Origin of the sequence: Snodgrassella sp. ESL0323 (assembly GCF_013346865.1) — a bacterium.
GTDB lineage: Bacteria > Pseudomonadota > Gammaproteobacteria > Burkholderiales > Neisseriaceae > Snodgrassella > Snodgrassella alvi.
The window spans coordinates 192,935-210,524 of record NZ_JAAEDT010000011.1 but is presented as its reverse complement, the minus strand read 5'-3'; the positions used below and the strand labels follow the sequence as shown (position 1 = coordinate 210,524).

The window sequence follows — 17,590 nt, the reverse complement described above, 5'->3', positions numbered from 1 at the left end:
GGGCGGAACCGTTTTCTGTAAAGATATTGAACGCGCCAAAAATCTGGCCTCGCGAATTGAAACCGGTATGGTATTTATTAACCGTTTCGGTGATTCCGTAGCTGAACTGCCATTTGGCGGAGTTAAATATTCGGGCTATGGGCGCGAGCTTAGTGATCTAGGTATTAAAGAATTTGTTAATCACAAACTTGTGGTACTAGCACAGGACTAATCCTCCTATTTATGCAAAAAGCAGTCTGTTTATACAGACTGCTTTTTTAGATAATAACCAGTTACTGGCCACAAAACACCATCCATATCTTTTCTGCTTATGGTTGCTTTAATTTGAATTCCACTTTATCAGGTAAGTTTTTAGGCACAATCAATAGTATAAACGGATGCATCTGATAACTCTGTCTTGCTCCAGAACGGATGTTTACATCTAATATCAGCTTATTCTGAGCATGATTTAATGTTAAAGGTGTAATTTCCAGTTGCTTTTGCACGATTCCGGCATCATATACAATTACATCCTGAGCCGAAAAATCAATAGGAGTTGGTTTTCCATTTTTCCCCATAGTTGCAGCCATACCGAAATAACGGGCAAATTCAACAGATGAACTAATGTGTCTCGGGACTAATCCGGTTACAGTATTTTTAATGATGTAATTATCGGCCAGCTGATAAGCAACTGGCGTCGCTGATTGGTTAAAAACCTGAGCAGAGCTATTAGCTGTGACAGCTGCTGAATGGCTACAAGCACACAGACTGCCTGCCAGTAAGAAACTCATTATCATTGAATAAACATTACCGCGCATAGCTACCTCCTGTCAGGTTTCGTAAATTTTACTGCTGCTTAAAAGCCAACCATGCCAGAGTCAGCCAGCCGGCAATCATTAAAACACCGCCAACTGGTGTAATTGCACCGAGCCAGCGTGGCAAACCCAAAGCCATCAGATACAGTGAACCACAAAAAATAATCAATCCCAGCTGTAGTAAAGAAAACGGTATTTTTACCATAAATGCCGGTACTGCTTTTGCCAGTACGCCTAATACCAGTAATCCCAATGCATGCCAGAAAAAATACTGAGTTGCTGTATGCCACCACTCCAGTTGCTGCACACTGGCCATATGTTTTAATCCGTGTGCACCAAATGCACCCAGCATTACTGCTAAAGCCAGATTAACCGCTGCAATACCTAACCACATATCAATTCCCCATTATTCAATTAAACCGTAAATGTGCCTGCCTGATTACAGACAGGCTACTCAGATAATCGCAGTATAAAGGTCGGTTTACTGAATCTCAAATTACTTACACTAATACAATCATGGCAAAGTCCCGTTTTCTGTCCTTCATGCAAGTAAAAACCAAAATAAAAACTAAAGAAAAAATTTTATTGCTGAAAATAAATTTATAAAAAAAATGAATGAGTAAAATTTTTCCAAGATACATTAATTTTTTCACTTTTTTCTTCTAATTTGCATAATGCTATTACAAATAAAAAACTGACCAGTTACTATAAACAGGTCAGTTTTTCATCTTTTAATTGTAATAGCTGTTTTCTAATTATTTACAGCTGATACCACTAATTTGTGGCGATTTCGCTGTACCTACTCTAAAAATACATTTAGTGTCACTACTGCCGGTAACAATGAGATTACCGGAAGCAACATTCATATTCAGAGGTTCTTTTACCCCCATTTTTACTGCAGTACTGGCCAGTTTCTGTACATCTTCCGGTGTATATGCAGTGTTGTTACTAGCCACTTTAATTTCCTTAGCACTAACACTTGCTGCGACAGCTAAGCCAATTGAAAAAATCAGGCTATTACGTATATATTTATTCATCGGATTCCTTTCCGAAGATTACCTCAGATATTTATATTAATACAAAAGATTAAGATTTTCCAGCACATTTCTGTAAGTTTACTGTGTGCCAAACCATAATGCGCAGATCACTTAAATGAATACTATCGCCAGAATCATGATCTGAATTCATCCTATCTCCCTGATAATATGATGGCCTCTCCATGCTACAACTCATCCAGCAGGGTTTATTAATAAGGGGTGATTAAAGGCATATCATTATGTAACTCAATAGTGTATTCAGACATAATATCCATTAAACATTTTTCGTCAGTACATAAATCTCTTTTTTTGATAAATTCTTTCTGTCTGTTGTAAATTTCACCAAACAATTCCACAGCATCATTATAGACATAATCCTTTCTTATATTCAAAAGGATATCATGAATACTTTTATCTAATCCGGAAAGATACATATTTTGACAAATTAGTTTTTCGGATAATTTTTTGGCATCATGACAAGAAAAACCAGGTTTAACATTCTTTTTTTCTATGCTTTTTAACTCTAAGATTGAATCATAAGTATTTATTATTAAATATTCATTCTTTTTTTTCTCAAAAAGTGTCCAGGTTTCATTGATATTGGGACAAAAAATATCTATTTGGTTTATTGGTTGCTCTATTTCAATATCAAAAGATTTTGCTGTCAGAGTTTCATCTTTATTTCTTGCCATATTATTATTAAGTAATTCATCAAAATTAATCTTAAATTTATTAATCTTGTAATTTAAGCAATTTTCAATATTACTGTCTGAAAAAACATTAGTTTTTATACTATTATCATCTAATTCAAATATTCTATTAAGATACAATGGATCATCTGTAGTTACTTTTTTTGTATGAATTGTATCGCTAATGTATACCTTCGATACAATCCAGGTTTTAGTAGGATCAGCTTTTGTTAAAAACGAGATAAATGATAAAAATAGAAAAATTAATAAATAAAAATAACGAAACATATTCTTTCCTAATAAATTCATGCCGGACATATATTGATTTGTCTTTGTATGAAGATTTATTTTCTAAAACATTAATTATATGTCGCTATTACAAAAAATTGTTTTCATTTCAAATTTTTATCCATTAATGTTAGGATAATATCTAAAATATTCTTTATAATTTATCTAAATAAGCACAACCTTCAAAAATTTCACCTTTATAATTAATAAAAATTTCATAAATTGAATCAGGTTCATCAATATTGAGAGCACATTTAGATCTTTTATCAAGATTTCGGATTAATCCAATCACACCATTTTGTGAGTAAAAAAAAGCAACAAAATCATATGTTAAATTAGAGTTTTTTATATCGATTTTTATTGCTATGTTGTCTTCTTTCAAATGAAAAAACTGTAATCTATTTTTAGTTATTTTTGCTTTCCAAAATGGTTCATAGCCACTTGCATAAAACCCGATTGAATTATTGGTAACTTTATTCCAAAATTGTGCTGGTGATAGCATACCTATCTGTTGCATTCGTTCTACTTTGGCTTTATTTATCCAATCTATCGTTCCTATGTTTAAATCCATAAAACTCTGTTTATTATTTTGTGTACTTCCTAAATATAAATATTCTTTATTCGAAGAATCAATAAATACCTCTTGAGCTAATATTAATTTAGGGAAAATCAATAAGAGTAAAATTAAAAATTTCATAGAGTTACCTTATTTTTTTATGAGAATTCCTTTCTAAAATAGAGGAATATGGTTATTTATCCTTGCATAGAATATGTTAGATTTAGCCCTGTCACCAACAACATTCATAATTAAATTGTGAATACTTATTTATAAGCACTTTTTATTTTCGCAAGTTAGATTAATTTCTAGAAATATTCACCTTATCTAAAAATCTAATAGGTAATTATTTATTTTTTAGAGGCTATTTTTGTCATAATCTCAGAGGCAAGTCGACAAGCATCAGTTAAATCATTTTTGCAAGCCTGATTAAGCCACAATAATGCTTGCTGGTAATTTGATTGGGCCATTTCAATAATACCTAAGTTAAGTTGAGCAAATGCATTATTCTTTTCTGCTGCTTTTTTATACCAATAAAGCCCTTTTTTGTAGTTATCTAAATCTGAACCCAATCCACTAGTTGTTAAATATAAATTACCTAATTCAACTTGGGCGGGTATATAATCTTGTTCAGCCGATTTTTCTAAAAAATATAATGCTTTTGAATTGTCTACTTCAACACCAAATCCAAATAGATAATCTATGCCTAATTTATATTGAGATTTTGTATGATTTTGTTTTGCGGCTTTTTCTAACCAAATAAGCGATTGTTGAGAGTCACCTCGCTCTGAATAAATAACAGATAAAGCAAATTCAGCTTCTGCATATCCTTGTTCTGCTGATTGCTGATACCAATAAAAAATTTTATCATTATATTTTTCATCAACGTTTTTCGATAACAACAAATTTGCTAAATGATACTGAGCAATTTTATCTCCATTTGCTGCTTTAATGATTAAATTATTTTCGTTACTGCTAGCAGCCTTTGCAAAAGATATTGCCCAGAAAATGCAAGTAAATAAAACTGCGTTGATAAGTTTTTTATTGAGGTATTTCATTAAGTTCTTCTTCCTCAGTTTCATATAAATTATCATAATTATATATTTTCTTAGTTAAAACCTTACCATGCTTATCGTAGATTGTAATGATCTTATAATCTTTGCCAAACTCATCAGGATGATAATAATTCATGCGAACAGTCATACCTGATAAATCATATTCATACCAGTTACCTATAAAAATACCTGCCGCATTATAATGCCCTTGGCAACCTTGTTCTTTAATTTGACCATTTGGATAATATTCAATGCGTAAAGAGTAACAAAAAGAACTATTAAAAGTAGCTGACGATATTCCAGTAATATCAATGTGTTCCTTTTGATTATTGGCAAAAACATTATTAACTAGGAATAGTGGAATGAGCGATAAAAAAATTATTTTTTTCATTATGTAAGCTTCTTAATTTCTTCATTATAAAATATTTAAATATTTTTGGAAAAAACTAACGTATGGCGGTATTTAATTGCTAATCTCGACGGCTCGTTTTACTTGGTACCAGTGGCCATGTCCATTTATCAAAACTAGATTTACCCTCACCTAGGCGGCCACTCAGATCACGGCTGGACTGATAACCATCTGATAAAGCATAGTCAGCAGATTATGCTTTAATTTTAGTAGCACTGTTCATAAAAAGAAAAAGCTGTATACCCGTAAACCGGTATACAGCAAACCAAAGGAACTTTTTTAATTTAATTAATTTTGTTGCAGACACAGAGTGTATCAGACTGATATGCAATTATTTCATTGTTGTGACTGCTGATCCAGCGTATCTCTGTCTTGCTGATACTCACCCCATAATGCATTTACTACTCCTAGTAATATGGCAAAACCAATACCTAAACACCAGGCAAAATACCACATAAAATACTCCTTGTTTTACGAGTCTGTCTGCCGGATAAACACCACGGCAGACAAAGCTAAATTTAATACAGGCTATGATCGTTCTTGCGAATCATGTCGGTAGTTACCTTACCGCGCATCACCCGATAACACCAGCTGGTATAAAACAACATCAGCGGCACGAAAATTAATGCTACCACCAGCATAACTTTAAGAGTAAATTCGCTCGAACTGGCATCCCATACCGTCAGGCTGGAGCGTAAATCAGTGTTTGAAGGCATAATAAAAGGGAACATGGATACACCGGCTGTACTGATTACGCCGCCAAGACCCAATGCTGAAAACCAGAATGCTACAAAATTCTTACCGCTCTTTGCCAGCAGCCATGCAACTATAAAGCCAACATAAGCCAGCACCGGTATCACTAGCAGCAGCGGATATTTCTGGTAGTTATTCATCCATGCACCAGTAGCACTGACCACCTGTTTATTCAGCGGATCAGGTGAAGCTCCCGGCAAATAACTTCCCTCAACCATGCTGTAACCATTAATCCCCATATTGACCCAGATACCGGCCAGTGAGAATGTGATTACAACAACAATCAGAGCTATTGTGCTGGCACGCAGTGCGCGTTTTCTCACCTGATCATCAGTGCGTAAAGCCAGATAAATCCCACCATGAAAGGTAATCATTGCAGCTGATACCACACCACACAACAAACTGAAAGGATTGAGCAAAGCCCAGAATGAGCCTGTGTAGAAAGAACGCAAATCATTATCAAAATGAAATGGCACACCCAGCAGCAGATTCCCGAAAGCCACACCGAAAATCAGTGGCGGAACAAAACTGCCGACAAACAATAACCAGTCCCAAGTTGTGCGCCAGCGGGCATTATTGATTTTACTGCGATAGTCAAATCCTACCGGACGGAAAAACATTGCCCACAGCACAGCCATCATTGCCCAGTAAAAGCCGGAAAATGCTGTTGCATAAGCATACGGCCATGCCGCAAAAATAGCACCGCCACCTGTAAGAAACCACACCTGATTACCATCCCAGTGCGGAGCTATTGAATTAATGACTACACGGCGTTCGTTATCGTTTCTGCCGACAAACGGAAGCAGACACCCTGCCCCCATATCCTGTCCGTCCATAATGGCAAAGCCAATCAGCAGAACACCCAGCAACAACCACCAAATGAATTTTAATACCGAATAATCCAAGAATTCCATGGTCTACTCCTAATGTTCTGCTTCATTAGCATAACGTCCTGTACCCAGTGAACCCGGGCCCTGACGGGAAAACCGTACCATCAGATACACTTCTATAGTCAGTAATATTGAATACAGGGTTACAAAACCGAAAATTGATCCCCAGAGACTAGCAGCGGTCAGCGAAGAGGCAGAAAGATTAGTCGGTAGCACACCATATACTGTCCATGGCTGGCGTCCGTATTCTGCAACAAACCACCCCGCCTCACAGGCCAGCCAGGGCAATGGCAAACTCCAGAACACCCATTTAAGCAGCCAGCGTTTTTCTGCAAAATTATTTTTAACCGAAGCATAAAATGCTACAACAAGCAGTAACAGCAGCATACAACCGCAGAATACCATAATGCGGAAACTCCAGAACATCGGAGTTACACGCGGAATAGTTTCCCGCGCGGCATGCGCGATATCTTCTTCAGTTGCTTTACGCACATCCGGCACATAAGATTTAAGCAGTAAACCAAAGCCCAGATCATCACCATATTTTTTCATGGCAGCCTGTGCTTGTGCATCTGTACGATCCTGACGCAATGTTTCCAGCGCAATCACTGCTTCTCGGCCATTGCGAATACGTCCAATATTTTCAGCAATGATTTCCTTAATTCCCGGAATCTGTTTATCCAGTGACCGGGTACCGATTAAACCCATTACCCATGGAATTTTGACAGCGAAATCATTTTCCATTGTCTCCTCATTTGGCAGGGCAATCAGATTAAACGAAGCCGGAGCCGGTTCTGTTTCCCACATAGCTTCCAGTGTCGCCATTTTGGTTTGCTGTGATTTTCCTACGGTATAACCGGATTCATCACCTAGGATAATAACTGACAGAATTGAAGCCACACCAAAAGCTACGGCAATACGAAAGCTTTTCTTGGCAAATTCGACATCCTGACGTTTCAGCATATACCACGCAGAAATAGACATCACGAAAACCGCTGCAGTTACATAACCGGCAGAGACGGTATGTACAAATTTATTCTGCGCTACTTCGTTCAGGAAAATGTCAGTAAAACTGGTCATTTCCATACGCATTGACTCAAAGTTGAAATGCGCCCCTACCGGATCCTGCATCCAGCCATTGGCCACCAGAATCCACAATGCAGACAGATTGGAACCTAGTGCCATAAGCACGGTAACAAACAGATGGCCCTGCCGGCTCAGCCTATCCCAGCCGAAAAAGAACAAGCCTACAAAAGTGGACTCCAGAAAGAAAGCCATCAGCGCTTCAATAGCCAATGGCGCACCAAAAATGTCACCCACATAATGCGAATAATATGACCAGTTAGTGCCAAACTGGAATTCCATTGTTATACCGGTAGTCACACCCAGAGCAAAATTAATGCCGAACAATTTACCCCAGAACCGCGTCATATCTTTATATACTTGTTTACCGGTTAACACATAAGTGGATTCCATTATTACCAGAATCCACACTATCCCCAGTGTCAGCGGCACAAACAAAAAATGATAAAGCGCGACCAGAGCAAACTGCAGCCTTGACAGTTCCACTAAATCCATGGCTTTGTTCCCATTATTTATATTAATAAAATTACATTCATCATCAAACCGGCATTGATAAATACTTCAATTAAATAGAATAAAATATTCTATAAAAATTGTAAATATGAATTGACACGCAGATTTAACACATAAATATAGTTCTTTAAATTTACATCAAATATATAAATATCAAAATAAACAAAACTTCTAATATCAAAAATAATTATATATTTCAGTTTCTCATTATAAATGATAAAAATATATAATAAAAAATTATAATTCAATGTATTTTGTTAGAATCTGTTATTAAGTAATTAATTTGATTTAAATCAAATAAAAAGCAGCCGGATAAGGCTGCTCGAAAAGTAATTTAATTACAAATTATATGCAGAATTATTTCAATTTATTGACAAAATCTGCGCATCAGGCCAGGGATTAGCCTGATGGCTGGCTACAATCAGAATGCCATGCTGCTGGTGTTGCTGCAACATGAAAGCCAGCTCTGTTTGGGTCTGCTCATCAATACCGGCAAAAGGCTCATCCAGAATCAATATTTTATAAGGACGCAGCAGTAAACGCGCCAGAGCAATACGCCGTGCCTGTCCGCCAGACACAGCGGCTCCATACTCACCCAGAGGTGTATCCAGAAGCTGAGGCTGATTTTCAGCCCACACAGTCAGTCCGACGCTGGAAAGTACTGACCAAAGCTCATCTTCCTTAGCTTCAGCTTTCCCCAAACGCAAATTTTCAGCCAGAGTTAAATCAAATATGTCCAGCTGCTGAGCCAGATAACCTACTTCACCCTGCCACTGCCATACTGAAAAAGGCTGCTGATTACAATATAACTGCCCGCCGGACGGCTCCAGCTCTCCCGCTAAAACTGCCAGCAGAGTTGATTTTCCAACCCCTGAAACCCCTTGCAGCAGTAGAATATCACCATTCACCAGATTAAAACTGATATTTTCGGCTCCGTTAAGTGCATCCGGCCAGCGTGCCTGTAAAGCATCTGCCTGCAAATGCAGTTTTGCAGGTAAAGTCTGTTTTTCCGTTACTTCAACCGTCTGCTCCGGCACAATTGTATTAAGGCGGACGCATGCAGCCTGACACAGACCATAAGTCATCATATTTATACCCAGTACCAGTACCAGTTCTGCAAACCCGAATATTGCCAAAACCAGTGCCAGCAACATGGCCGCCGAAAGCTTCTGAATCACTAGAAGCTCACTTCCCTGCCACAACAAAACAGCTACAGCTACAGCCAGCAGTAGCTGCTGCAACAATACTACTCTTCCTGCCAGTTGCTGCTGATGCAGCTGACCAGTGACATAATATTCATCTTCGGCATGAAAAATCGTTGCAAAACGCGACCATTGCTGCCACTGCAGCAAAGCTGTTATTGCTTCAAGCGGTTGCAGTAAGGCCGTACGCCGCTTTTCAGCAAGTCCGGTTTGCTGTTTACCCCAGCTTTGTCCGTACAGAGCAGCCGCAGCGGGAATCACGACAGTTGCCAGTAACAAAGGAATAGACAGATATAGCGCCAGTTTGCTGTCAGCCACTATTATGGCCAGGCACAAAATACATAGCAGCATGATTAAAGCCCATAACCATGGCAACACAACATTAAGCGGCCAGTTATTTAACAGTTCAATATCACTCAGTAAAGAATGCATCTGCCGCATAGAATTTTGTTGCTGTTGCTTACCTGCAGCCAGTCGGGAAAACAGCCCGCTGCGTAAATCTGCCAGAAGTCCCAGCACTGCATCATGTGATCCGAGACGCTCACCATAGCGCCCGGCGGTACGCACAATCGCCAGTAAACGAATCACCCCTGCCGGTGTAAAATAATTAAAGGTATAAGCTGTTGCCAGACTTATTATTCCGGCCAGCCCGGCAGCAGTAATAAACCAGCCGGACAGGGCCAGCAAAGCAATACTGGCTATAGCCGTTACTTGGCCCAGAAGCCACGCCAGTAACCAGGCACTCTTGCGGCTGAGCAATAAATTGGACAATTTCAACTGCTGTTGTGACCATAACAAATGATAACGTTTCATCGTAATTGCTCCTGCCGGTCAGTCAGCATAATTTCCCGGTCTACCCATCCTGCAAAACTGATATCATGACTAACCAGTAACACTGTTTTACCCATACTCAGCATGGCCAGTAACTGCATAATTTCCGATGCTGTCTGTGCATCCAGATGAGCAGTTGGTTCATCCAGCAGCCATAACGGTGCCTTGCGCAATAGCATTTGTGCCAGCGCCAGTCTTTGCAACTGTCCGCCGGACATTCCACGCCCACGCTCGCCCAATTGCGTATCCATTTGACCGGGTAAACGTTGTATTAATGCCCACAGCCCGACCTGTTGCAACACCTGCTGCAATTCTTCATCTGTAGCATCGGGACTAGCCAGCCTCAAATTTTCTGCAATTGATAGTGGCAATATCGGGGGTGTCTGTGCCAGATAAGCTATTGACTGCCGCAACAGTGGCAGATTCAAATCAGCATAATTATGCTGATTTATCCATAAAGAACCTGAGTAAGGAGCAAATCCCAGTAATGCCTGCAGCAGACTGGACTTACCACTGCCACTTGCTCCTCTGAGCAGAACACGTTCGCCAGCTTCTACACAAAAACTGAACTGTGGCAAACGGATACGTTCATCACGTCCGTATACCACCAGATACTCTGCACGCAGATATGGCGGGGTTTGTAATACAAAATCAACTTCCTCAGGAGCAGCCGATATATCTTCAACCACTTTATATAGTGGTATTAATGCTTCTACTGCTGCTTCAGCCTTAGCTTTATCATGATAATCAGCACCCAGTTGACGCAGTGGTGCATAAAATTCCGGTGCCAGCAATAAAATAAATAAGGCACCCTGATAAGGTACCGGTATTTGTCCGTTTGCCCAGGGCAATACGCCCAGCAATCCAAGACCCAGATAAACAGCCACCAGTGCGATTGCCAGTGAAGCAAACAGTTCCAGAACGGCTGTAGACAGAAATGCCAGCCGTAATACCGCCATTGTTCGCACCCGATAAGATTCAGCAGCGGCATCAATAGTTTTCTGTGCCTGCAACTGAGCACCTAAACGACGTAACGTGGGCAGACCCCGCAACAAATCCAGAAAACGTCCGCTTAAAGCCGCCAGTGCTGAAAACTGCGCACGATTTTTACGTGCTGCCGCCTGTCCGAGCAAAATCATAAAAATCGGAACCAGTGGCGCAGTCAGCAATAAGAGCGCAGCAGCAAAAGGGCTATAAAAACAGGTAGCCGCGGCAATCAGTACCGGCATCAGCGCTGCAAGCTGCTGTTGCAGAACATAACGGCTGAAATAACCATCCAGAGCATCCACCTGCTCCAGTAAAATTGCAGACAGTGCACCATCACTACCATACTGGCTGCGCTCAGGTCCCAGTAAAGCCAGTGCTTTCATTAACTGGCTGCGCAATTGCAGCCTGATTGACACACTCGCCCGCAACAGCAAACGCTCTTTAAAATAATTCAGCAGTGGCCGTAATAACCAACAAATAAACAGATAAGGTAAAAACTGGAATAAGGTCGCAGTTATATTTTCCCCGTTAAGCCAAAGAGCAAACAAATTAGCCAATAATGCGCTCTGTAGAATAATCAGTACTGCTGCGGTGATCATCAGCACCCAAGCCAGACGGTAGGAACGGTGTTGCTGTTTTTGCCATAAACGCAGATAAAATCGCGGAGCAGATGCATGTAAATTTCTAATGGCCAATCTTGTTCTCCCTTGTTGTCTAAAAGGCTTTAACAGCATTAAGTTGTTGCAATCGCTTGTGGTGATACAAGCGACAACTGCCAATGCCGCACTGCCCAGCTCAGCAAATCAGACAGGCTGTCTACTTCCGGAGCAGGCGGCTGCCCGAGATAAGTAAGAACCTGTCGTAGCAAAACTTCACGCTGGCGCAAATCCAATGACGGAGCCTGCGTCTGTTTTGACCATTTTTGTCCCAGTGTATTAGTCAGCAGCGGCAAATGAGCATAAGCCGGCTGTGAAAAACCCAGTAACTGCTGTAAATAAATTTGACGAGGGGTAGATAATAACAAATCCTGACCGCGTACTACATGATTGATTCCCTGTTCTGCATCATCCACTACGACCGCCAGCTGATAAGCCCAGAAACCATCCGCTCTTAACAGAATAAAATCACCTACATCTTTGCTCAGGCACTGCTGTTCACTGCCTTGTATTTCATCTACAAAACCAGTTATATCTGTACTGGTACGCAAACGCCAGGCTGGTGTTTTCTCTGTGCACAAATGCATATTTGCGCTTAAAAATGCACAGCGCCCGCCATAAATTATACCATCCACCCCTATTCCCTGTGTTTCAGCTTGTACCATTTTACGGCTGCAAAAGCACGGATACACCAGTTCTTGAGCTTTCAATCGCGCCAGAGCTGCAGCATAAAGGTGATGGCGCCGGCTTTGATACACTACTTCACCATCCCAGTGCAGTTCAAATGCTTCCAGTGCGGACAGAATAGCTGCTGCCGCACCGGGCATTTCCCTGGGCGGATCCAGATCTTCCATTCGAACCAGCCATTGCCCATTATGGCTGCGTGCATCCAGATAAGAAGCTACTGCAGTCAGCAGTGAACCTATATGCAGCAAACCCGTAGGACTGGGAGCAAAGCGGCCCACGTACAACTCATTCACAAATGATACCCATTCTTAAATCAATTTTAGCCAGTACAGCAAATAACTTAACATCACCCCTGAAAAAGTACAAACCAACCACCATATTTAATAATCATATTGATAATATAAACAGTTATTTAGCAAAAAATTACCCAAAAGCAGTATTTATTGCCATTAACTATGACATTACTCTGGCACAATACTTAATCCTAAAAAATAAAGGCATAAAAAGGTATAATCCGATTTATCCGAACACATTAACATATTATGATTAGTAACAATTCCCGTCTGCTTGTTATCGATACCAGCACCAGTTATCTGTCGCTGGGACTGCATCACAACGGACATACTGACAGCATCTGCGAAGCAGCAGGTGCAAAACAATCTGAACTCATATTACCGCGTATACAGCAGCTACTGGCAGAGTCCGGACTGATACTGTCTCAGCTGGATGCCATCATATACGCACAGGGTCCCGGTGCTTTTACCGGATTACGCATCGGTCTGGGTGTAGCCACTGGTCTGGCATTGCCATTCAGCCTGCCACTGATTGGCATTCCCTGTCTGGATGCTGTAGCTGCTCTCGCACCGGATCAGCCTTGTGTACTGGCAGCAACAGATGCACGTATGAACGAACTATTCTATGCCTGGTATGACACCTATAATCATAAACGTCTGAGTGATTATCTGGTGGGTACTGCCGAAAGCATCCGTCTGCCGGCCAGTCAGCATCAGGCTACAGGTATCGGTAACGCTTACGGGCTGAATATCACTTTACCTGTATCAGGACAGAATCTTATGCCCGGAGCTCAGGAGTATGTGCAACTGGCCTTATCCGGTCGTTACAAAGCAACTGATGCTGCTCATGCCAGCCTGCATTATGTACGTAATAAAATTGCCTTGACAGCTGCCGAACAGGCTGCCAGACGAACTGCGAGTCAGATAGCATGAATATCCGTGCCGCCACTCTCGCCGATGTCGCCGCTTTGCACGAGCTTGAACAACAGTGTAATCCGGCACCATGGTCTGCAACACAACTGGCCAATACCGTTTATGCACCACAGCCGGTATGGGTAATCGATTTGCCTGTGCATGGAATTGTCAGTATGCTGGTCTGGCAAAAACTGCCAGAGGAAGCCGAAATTCATTTGCTTGAGACCCATCCTGATTTCAGACGGCAGGGTTATGCACAACAATTACTGGAACATTTATTCCAGCATGCAAAGCAACAGCATCTGCGCCGGATATTGCTTGAAGTGCGTGCCGGCAATTCCGGTGCACTACAACTGTATACGAACAATGGTTTCGTATCCTGTGGCATACGTAAAAATTATTACCAGAATGGTGATGATGCTGTATTAATGGAAAAACCATGCTAGACAGCCGCTATCTTTATCTGCACGAAGCATTGGGTCTCGGCCCCATGTGGTTATCACAAACTGCTTATCTGATACCTTCCCAGGTTTCGGAAACAAATACGCCAGTAAAAAACAATACTCGGCCTGTTGCGCGTTCTGCTTCGGACAGCTCTGTCCGTCCACAACCAGTGAGAACTTCTTACTCGAGTCCACCGGTTGATATTTCTGCAATTCAGCCAGCCAGCCGGCATCGTGACGCACTCCGGCAAATTATTAATCAGCCGCCAACTAAACCTGTAAAACAGACTGCTAAAGAAGATAACACTAGCAAAATCAGCCCCATTACCACAAATGATAAATTAAATATCAGCTTCGAATCCATTCCGGCAACACTGGCCGCATGCACCCGCTGTAATTTACATCAGGAGCGCTGCACCCCGCTACCGGGATATGGTGCAAGCAATGCGCGGCTTCTGGTTATCAGCTCTAATCCTGCACCGCCGGACGACAGCAGCAGACAGCTTTTCAGCGGAGAAGTTGGCAAATTGCTTAGCAATATGCTGGCAGCCATCAATATTACTGTTGAAGAAGTTTTTTTTACCAGTCAGGTAAAGTGTGCGCCTAATGTCAGCCTGCGTATTACTGATGAGCATCTGCAGGCCTGTTTGCCTTATCTGAGTACTCAGATCGAACATATCCGGCCTCAGGCTATTCTGCTGCTCGGGCAGATATTCAGCCAGCTTGACCAGACAATACTGGCACAGAATCTGCACAATATTCCTTACGTAATATCACCTCATCCCGCACGATTATTGCGCCAAAGCCATTTAAAAGCCACTGCATGGACTGCACTTAAACAATTGCGCAATTATTTACAATAATCTGTCAAAAAAATGCATCTTTATAAGATACAAGTCCGCACAAGCCAAAACATCTGTGTTAAAATATGATAATTAAATTTTAATTAAATAAAATCAATATATTATGCATATTTCTCTTGGCCCTGTCGTGATGATTCTATTGGTAGCCGTATTGGCCTCCATCATCTGCCGACGTTTGCAAATTCCCGCCATGCTGGGCTACCTGGTGGTTGGCTTTATCGCCGGCCCCGGCTGGCTGCATTTAATTAATCAGAGTCATGCTACTGAATTTATCGGAGAAATCGGCATTACTTTTCTTATGTTCAGCATCGGGCTTGAGTTTTCCATCGGCAAACTTAAAGCCATGCGCAAACTGGTATTGGGCTTAGGCGGCTTACAGGTTGCACTCACTCTGTTTATCCTTTTTATTATATTTGCGGCCATGCGCATTCAGCTGACATGGGCGTTTACCCTTGCTGCAGCCATGACTATGTCTTCGACAGCTATTGTCAGCCGTATCATGGTAGAGAAAAATGAACTGGGGCAGCATTACGGCCACATGATTATGGGCGTACTGCTAATGCAGGATATTGCCGTGGTTCCCTTGATGATTTTATTACCTGCTCTGGCTCACAGCAGTGACGGTCTGGTCCTGCAAATGGGCAAAGCCCTGCTTACCATGGCACTCGCCTTAGGTCTGCTACTGGTAGTCGGCAGCAAAATCATGCCAACGTGGTTCCGTCTGATTGCCCGCACTAAATCCAGTGAACTCTTCATGATTAACGTTTTGCTGGTCACTCTTGGCGTTGCTTATCTTACACAGCTGGCCGGTCTGTCACTGGCCCTGGGTGCATTTGTTGCCGGCATGCTGATATCTGAAACCGAATACCGCTATCAGGTGGAAGATGACATTCGCCCTTTCCGGGACATTCTGCTCGGCTTCTTCTTCATTACCATCGGCATGAAACTGAATATACAAGTTTTACAATCAAGCTGGTTAATGATACTGATACTGGGAGCATTGCTGATTATTCTTAAAGCAGCGGTACTATTTGGCATTAGCCGCTACATGAAAGAAAATACCGGCGACAGTATTAAAACAGCTTTGTATCTCGCACAGGGCGGCGAATTCGGCTTTGTTATGCTGGCCATTAGCGGCGCATTAAAACTCATTTCTCTTGAGCTGCAACAGGCAGCCATTGCCGCTATCTTGCTTTCCATGATACTGGCACCCTTTATTATGCGAAGTGCAGATAAAATCAACAAACTGCTGGTTAAACGCAGCTGGGACGAACAGGCAGTTGATTTACAGAGCATACTGGTAGATACCATGAGCAAATCTGACCATATCCTCATTATCGGCTTCGGCCGCTGTGGTCAGAGCATTGCCCGTATCCTGCAACAGGAGGAGACACCCTACTATGCCATTGATCTGGATGCTGAACGGGTTGCCACAGCCAAAGCTGCCGGAGAGCCGGTAACCTTCGGCGATGCCAAACGGCAGGAAGTATTACAGGCTGCCGGGTTAAAACGTGCCAATACCGTGCTGATTACCATCAACAATATGACAGAGACCAAGCATATTCTCAATAATATTATGCTGATTGCTCCTACCATGCCGGTAATCGTACGCGTTACCAACGACGACAATATTTCTGTACTGACCAATATGGGGGCTGACGATATCGTTTCTGATGAGAAAGAATCCAGCCTTACGCTCGCCAGTCAGGCATTATTAAGCTCAGGCAAGCCGTTTGATGAAGTCTATCAAATCATGCAGCGTATTCGCCAAAACCGCTACCAGGCATTAGAAGGCTTATTTGCCGGCAGTGACGACACTGTCTCAGATGAAAATATCCATTTTTTCCGTCAGGCTTTCACTCTGCCTCCTGACGCTTTTCTGGTGGGAAAAAGCATGGATGATCTTCCACTGGATAAACTGAAGGTCAAATTGCTTTCCGTACGCCGTAATACCCATCAGTTACGTGAATTCAACTCTGAATTCCGTTTCAAAAAAGAAGATACGCTCGTTGTGCTCGGTCCTAGAGACAAAGTAATTCTCTTTGAAAACTGGTCACTACAGGGAACGAACTAATTTTTTCATAACTAGTACTTGCCAGCGAACGGCATATCTGGTTTAATAGCGTCTTTCCCAAGCAGGGGTGATTAGCTCAGTTGGTAGAGCGTCTGCCTTACAAGCAGAATGTCGGCGGTTCGACTCCGTCATCACCCACCAGTTTTCTGTTTTATGCATTGCGTAAAACTTGCGCGGTGGTAGCTCAGTTGGTTAGAGTACCGGCCTGTCACGCCGGGGGTCGCGGGTTCGAGCCCCGTCCGCCGCGCCAAATAAAATAAAAAAAGCACAGCATAAGCTGTGCTTTTTTTATTATTCATTATATACAAACATTTTTCAAACGACCTATTACGGCAAACCTGAATATTCAAATACATAATCTTTATAGAATAGATATCCTTTAATCAGACCATTTATGTATCATCATTACCAGAATTTTTTTCTGTTAAACAATTCTGGTTACAGCATAAGTTATTTCGGTCAGATTTTTTCTGCTCAGCTATTTATCTGATTCATTACATAAAAAAATTCAAAAACAACACTCAATTTATATTCAGCATGTCCGGACTGAATAAACCACCAATAATCCAGAC

The 17,590-nt window shown here is 41.6% G+C and carries 18 protein-coding genes and 2 tRNA genes; 7 read left to right on the top strand and 13 right to left on the bottom strand.

Features of this window, described 5'->3' with window-relative positions:
* On the top strand, positions 1 to 211 hold a 211-nt coding region (locus GY065_RS03140; RefSeq protein WP_174833039.1), incomplete at its 5' end, for an aldehyde dehydrogenase family protein.
* Positions 212 to 308: 97 nt separating this feature from the next.
* Here GY065_RS03140 and GY065_RS03135 read toward each other — a convergent pair.
* The 13 genes from GY065_RS03135 to gluQRS form a co-directional block, all read right to left on the bottom strand.
* Positions 309 to 797, bottom strand: a complete 489-nt coding sequence (locus GY065_RS03135) for a hypothetical protein (protein ID WP_174833038.1) — start codon at positions 795 to 797, stop codon at positions 309 to 311.
* A 28-nt stretch (positions 798 to 825) separates the two neighbouring features.
* Complete coding sequence (locus GY065_RS03130; protein ID WP_084565425.1) at positions 826 to 1,188, bottom strand: DUF423 domain-containing protein; 363 nt, start codon at positions 1,186 to 1,188, stop codon at positions 826 to 828.
* A gap of 361 nt (positions 1,189 to 1,549) precedes the next feature.
* A complete protein-coding gene (locus tag GY065_RS03125; protein ID WP_174833037.1) occupies positions 1,550 to 1,831 on the bottom strand; it encodes a hypothetical protein in 282 nt (93 codons plus the stop codon).
* A gap of 209 nt (positions 1,832 to 2,040) precedes the next feature.
* Positions 2,041 to 2,808: a hypothetical protein gene (locus GY065_RS03120; protein WP_174833036.1), complete on the bottom strand. Its 768-nt coding sequence runs from the start codon at positions 2,806 to 2,808 to the stop codon at positions 2,041 to 2,043.
* Positions 2,809 to 2,962: 154 nt separating this feature from the next.
* Positions 2,963 to 3,505: a hypothetical protein gene (locus tag GY065_RS03115; RefSeq protein WP_174833035.1), complete on the bottom strand. Its 543-nt coding sequence runs from the start codon at positions 3,503 to 3,505 to the stop codon at positions 2,963 to 2,965.
* A 209-nt stretch (positions 3,506 to 3,714) separates the two neighbouring features.
* A complete protein-coding gene (locus tag GY065_RS03110; protein WP_174833034.1) occupies positions 3,715 to 4,422 on the bottom strand; it encodes a tetratricopeptide repeat protein in 708 nt (235 codons plus the stop codon).
* Positions 4,406 to 4,810: a hypothetical protein gene (locus GY065_RS03105; RefSeq protein ID WP_174833033.1), complete on the bottom strand. Its 405-nt coding sequence runs from the start codon at positions 4,808 to 4,810 to the stop codon at positions 4,406 to 4,408. Before GY065_RS03105 ends, GY065_RS03110 begins: the two co-directional genes overlap by 17 nt.
* A gap of 354 nt (positions 4,811 to 5,164) precedes the next feature.
* The gene (gene cydX / locus GY065_RS03100; protein WP_174833032.1) at positions 5,165 to 5,284 is read right to left on the bottom strand and encodes a cytochrome bd-I oxidase subunit CydX; all 120 of its coding nucleotides are present in this window, start codon (positions 5,282 to 5,284) and stop codon (positions 5,165 to 5,167) included.
* Between the two features lie 62 nt (positions 5,285 to 5,346).
* Positions 5,347 to 6,495 (bottom strand): cytochrome d ubiquinol oxidase subunit II, encoded by a 1,149-nt coding sequence (gene cydB / locus GY065_RS03095; protein ID WP_174833031.1) that lies wholly within the window; start codon positions 6,493 to 6,495, stop codon positions 5,347 to 5,349.
* A gap of 9 nt (positions 6,496 to 6,504) precedes the next feature.
* Positions 6,505 to 8,049 (bottom strand): cytochrome ubiquinol oxidase subunit I, encoded by a 1,545-nt coding sequence (locus tag GY065_RS03090; protein ID WP_174833030.1) that lies wholly within the window; start codon positions 8,047 to 8,049, stop codon positions 6,505 to 6,507.
* Between the two features lie 380 nt (positions 8,050 to 8,429).
* On the bottom strand, positions 8,430 to 10,082 hold the full coding sequence (locus GY065_RS03085) for an amino acid ABC transporter ATP-binding/permease protein (protein ID WP_174833029.1): 1,653 nt from the start codon (positions 10,080 to 10,082) through the stop codon (positions 8,430 to 8,432).
* A complete protein-coding gene (gene cydD / locus GY065_RS03080) occupies positions 10,079 to 11,782 on the bottom strand; it encodes a thiol reductant ABC exporter subunit CydD (protein WP_174833028.1) in 1,704 nt (567 codons plus the stop codon). Before cydD ends, GY065_RS03085 begins: the two co-directional genes overlap by 4 nt.
* Before the next feature lie 38 nt (positions 11,783 to 11,820).
* Positions 11,821 to 12,714 (bottom strand): tRNA glutamyl-Q(34) synthetase GluQRS, encoded by an 894-nt coding sequence (gene gluQRS, locus GY065_RS03075; protein WP_174833048.1) that lies wholly within the window; start codon positions 12,712 to 12,714, stop codon positions 11,821 to 11,823.
* Between the two features lie 258 nt (positions 12,715 to 12,972).
* Between gluQRS and tsaB the strand changes: the two genes are divergently transcribed.
* From tsaB to GY065_RS03045, 6 genes are all read left to right on the top strand, one after another.
* Positions 12,973 to 13,656: a tRNA (adenosine(37)-N6)-threonylcarbamoyltransferase complex dimerization subunit type 1 TsaB gene (gene tsaB / locus GY065_RS03070; protein ID WP_037474324.1), complete on the top strand. Its 684-nt coding sequence runs from the start codon at positions 12,973 to 12,975 to the stop codon at positions 13,654 to 13,656.
* The gene (rimI, locus tag GY065_RS03065; RefSeq protein WP_037474321.1) at positions 13,653 to 14,084 is read left to right on the top strand and encodes a ribosomal protein S18-alanine N-acetyltransferase; all 432 of its coding nucleotides are present in this window, start codon (positions 13,653 to 13,655) and stop codon (positions 14,082 to 14,084) included. Before tsaB ends, rimI begins: the two co-directional genes overlap by 4 nt.
* Positions 14,078 to 14,944, top strand: a complete 867-nt coding sequence (locus tag GY065_RS13195; RefSeq protein ID WP_037474313.1) for a uracil-DNA glycosylase family protein — start codon at positions 14,078 to 14,080, stop codon at positions 14,942 to 14,944. Before rimI ends, GY065_RS13195 begins: the two co-directional genes overlap by 7 nt.
* Before the next feature lie 100 nt (positions 14,945 to 15,044).
* On the top strand, positions 15,045 to 17,018 hold the full coding sequence (locus GY065_RS03055) for a monovalent cation:proton antiporter family protein (RefSeq protein WP_174833047.1): 1,974 nt from the start codon (positions 15,045 to 15,047) through the stop codon (positions 17,016 to 17,018).
* Between the two features lie 65 nt (positions 17,019 to 17,083).
* A tRNA-Val gene (locus GY065_RS03050) sits at positions 17,084 to 17,159 on the top strand.
* 32 nt (positions 17,160 to 17,191) lie between these two features.
* Positions 17,192 to 17,268: transfer RNA gene (locus tag GY065_RS03045), tRNA-Asp, on the top strand.
* Positions 17,269 to 17,590 lie beyond the last annotated feature (322 nt).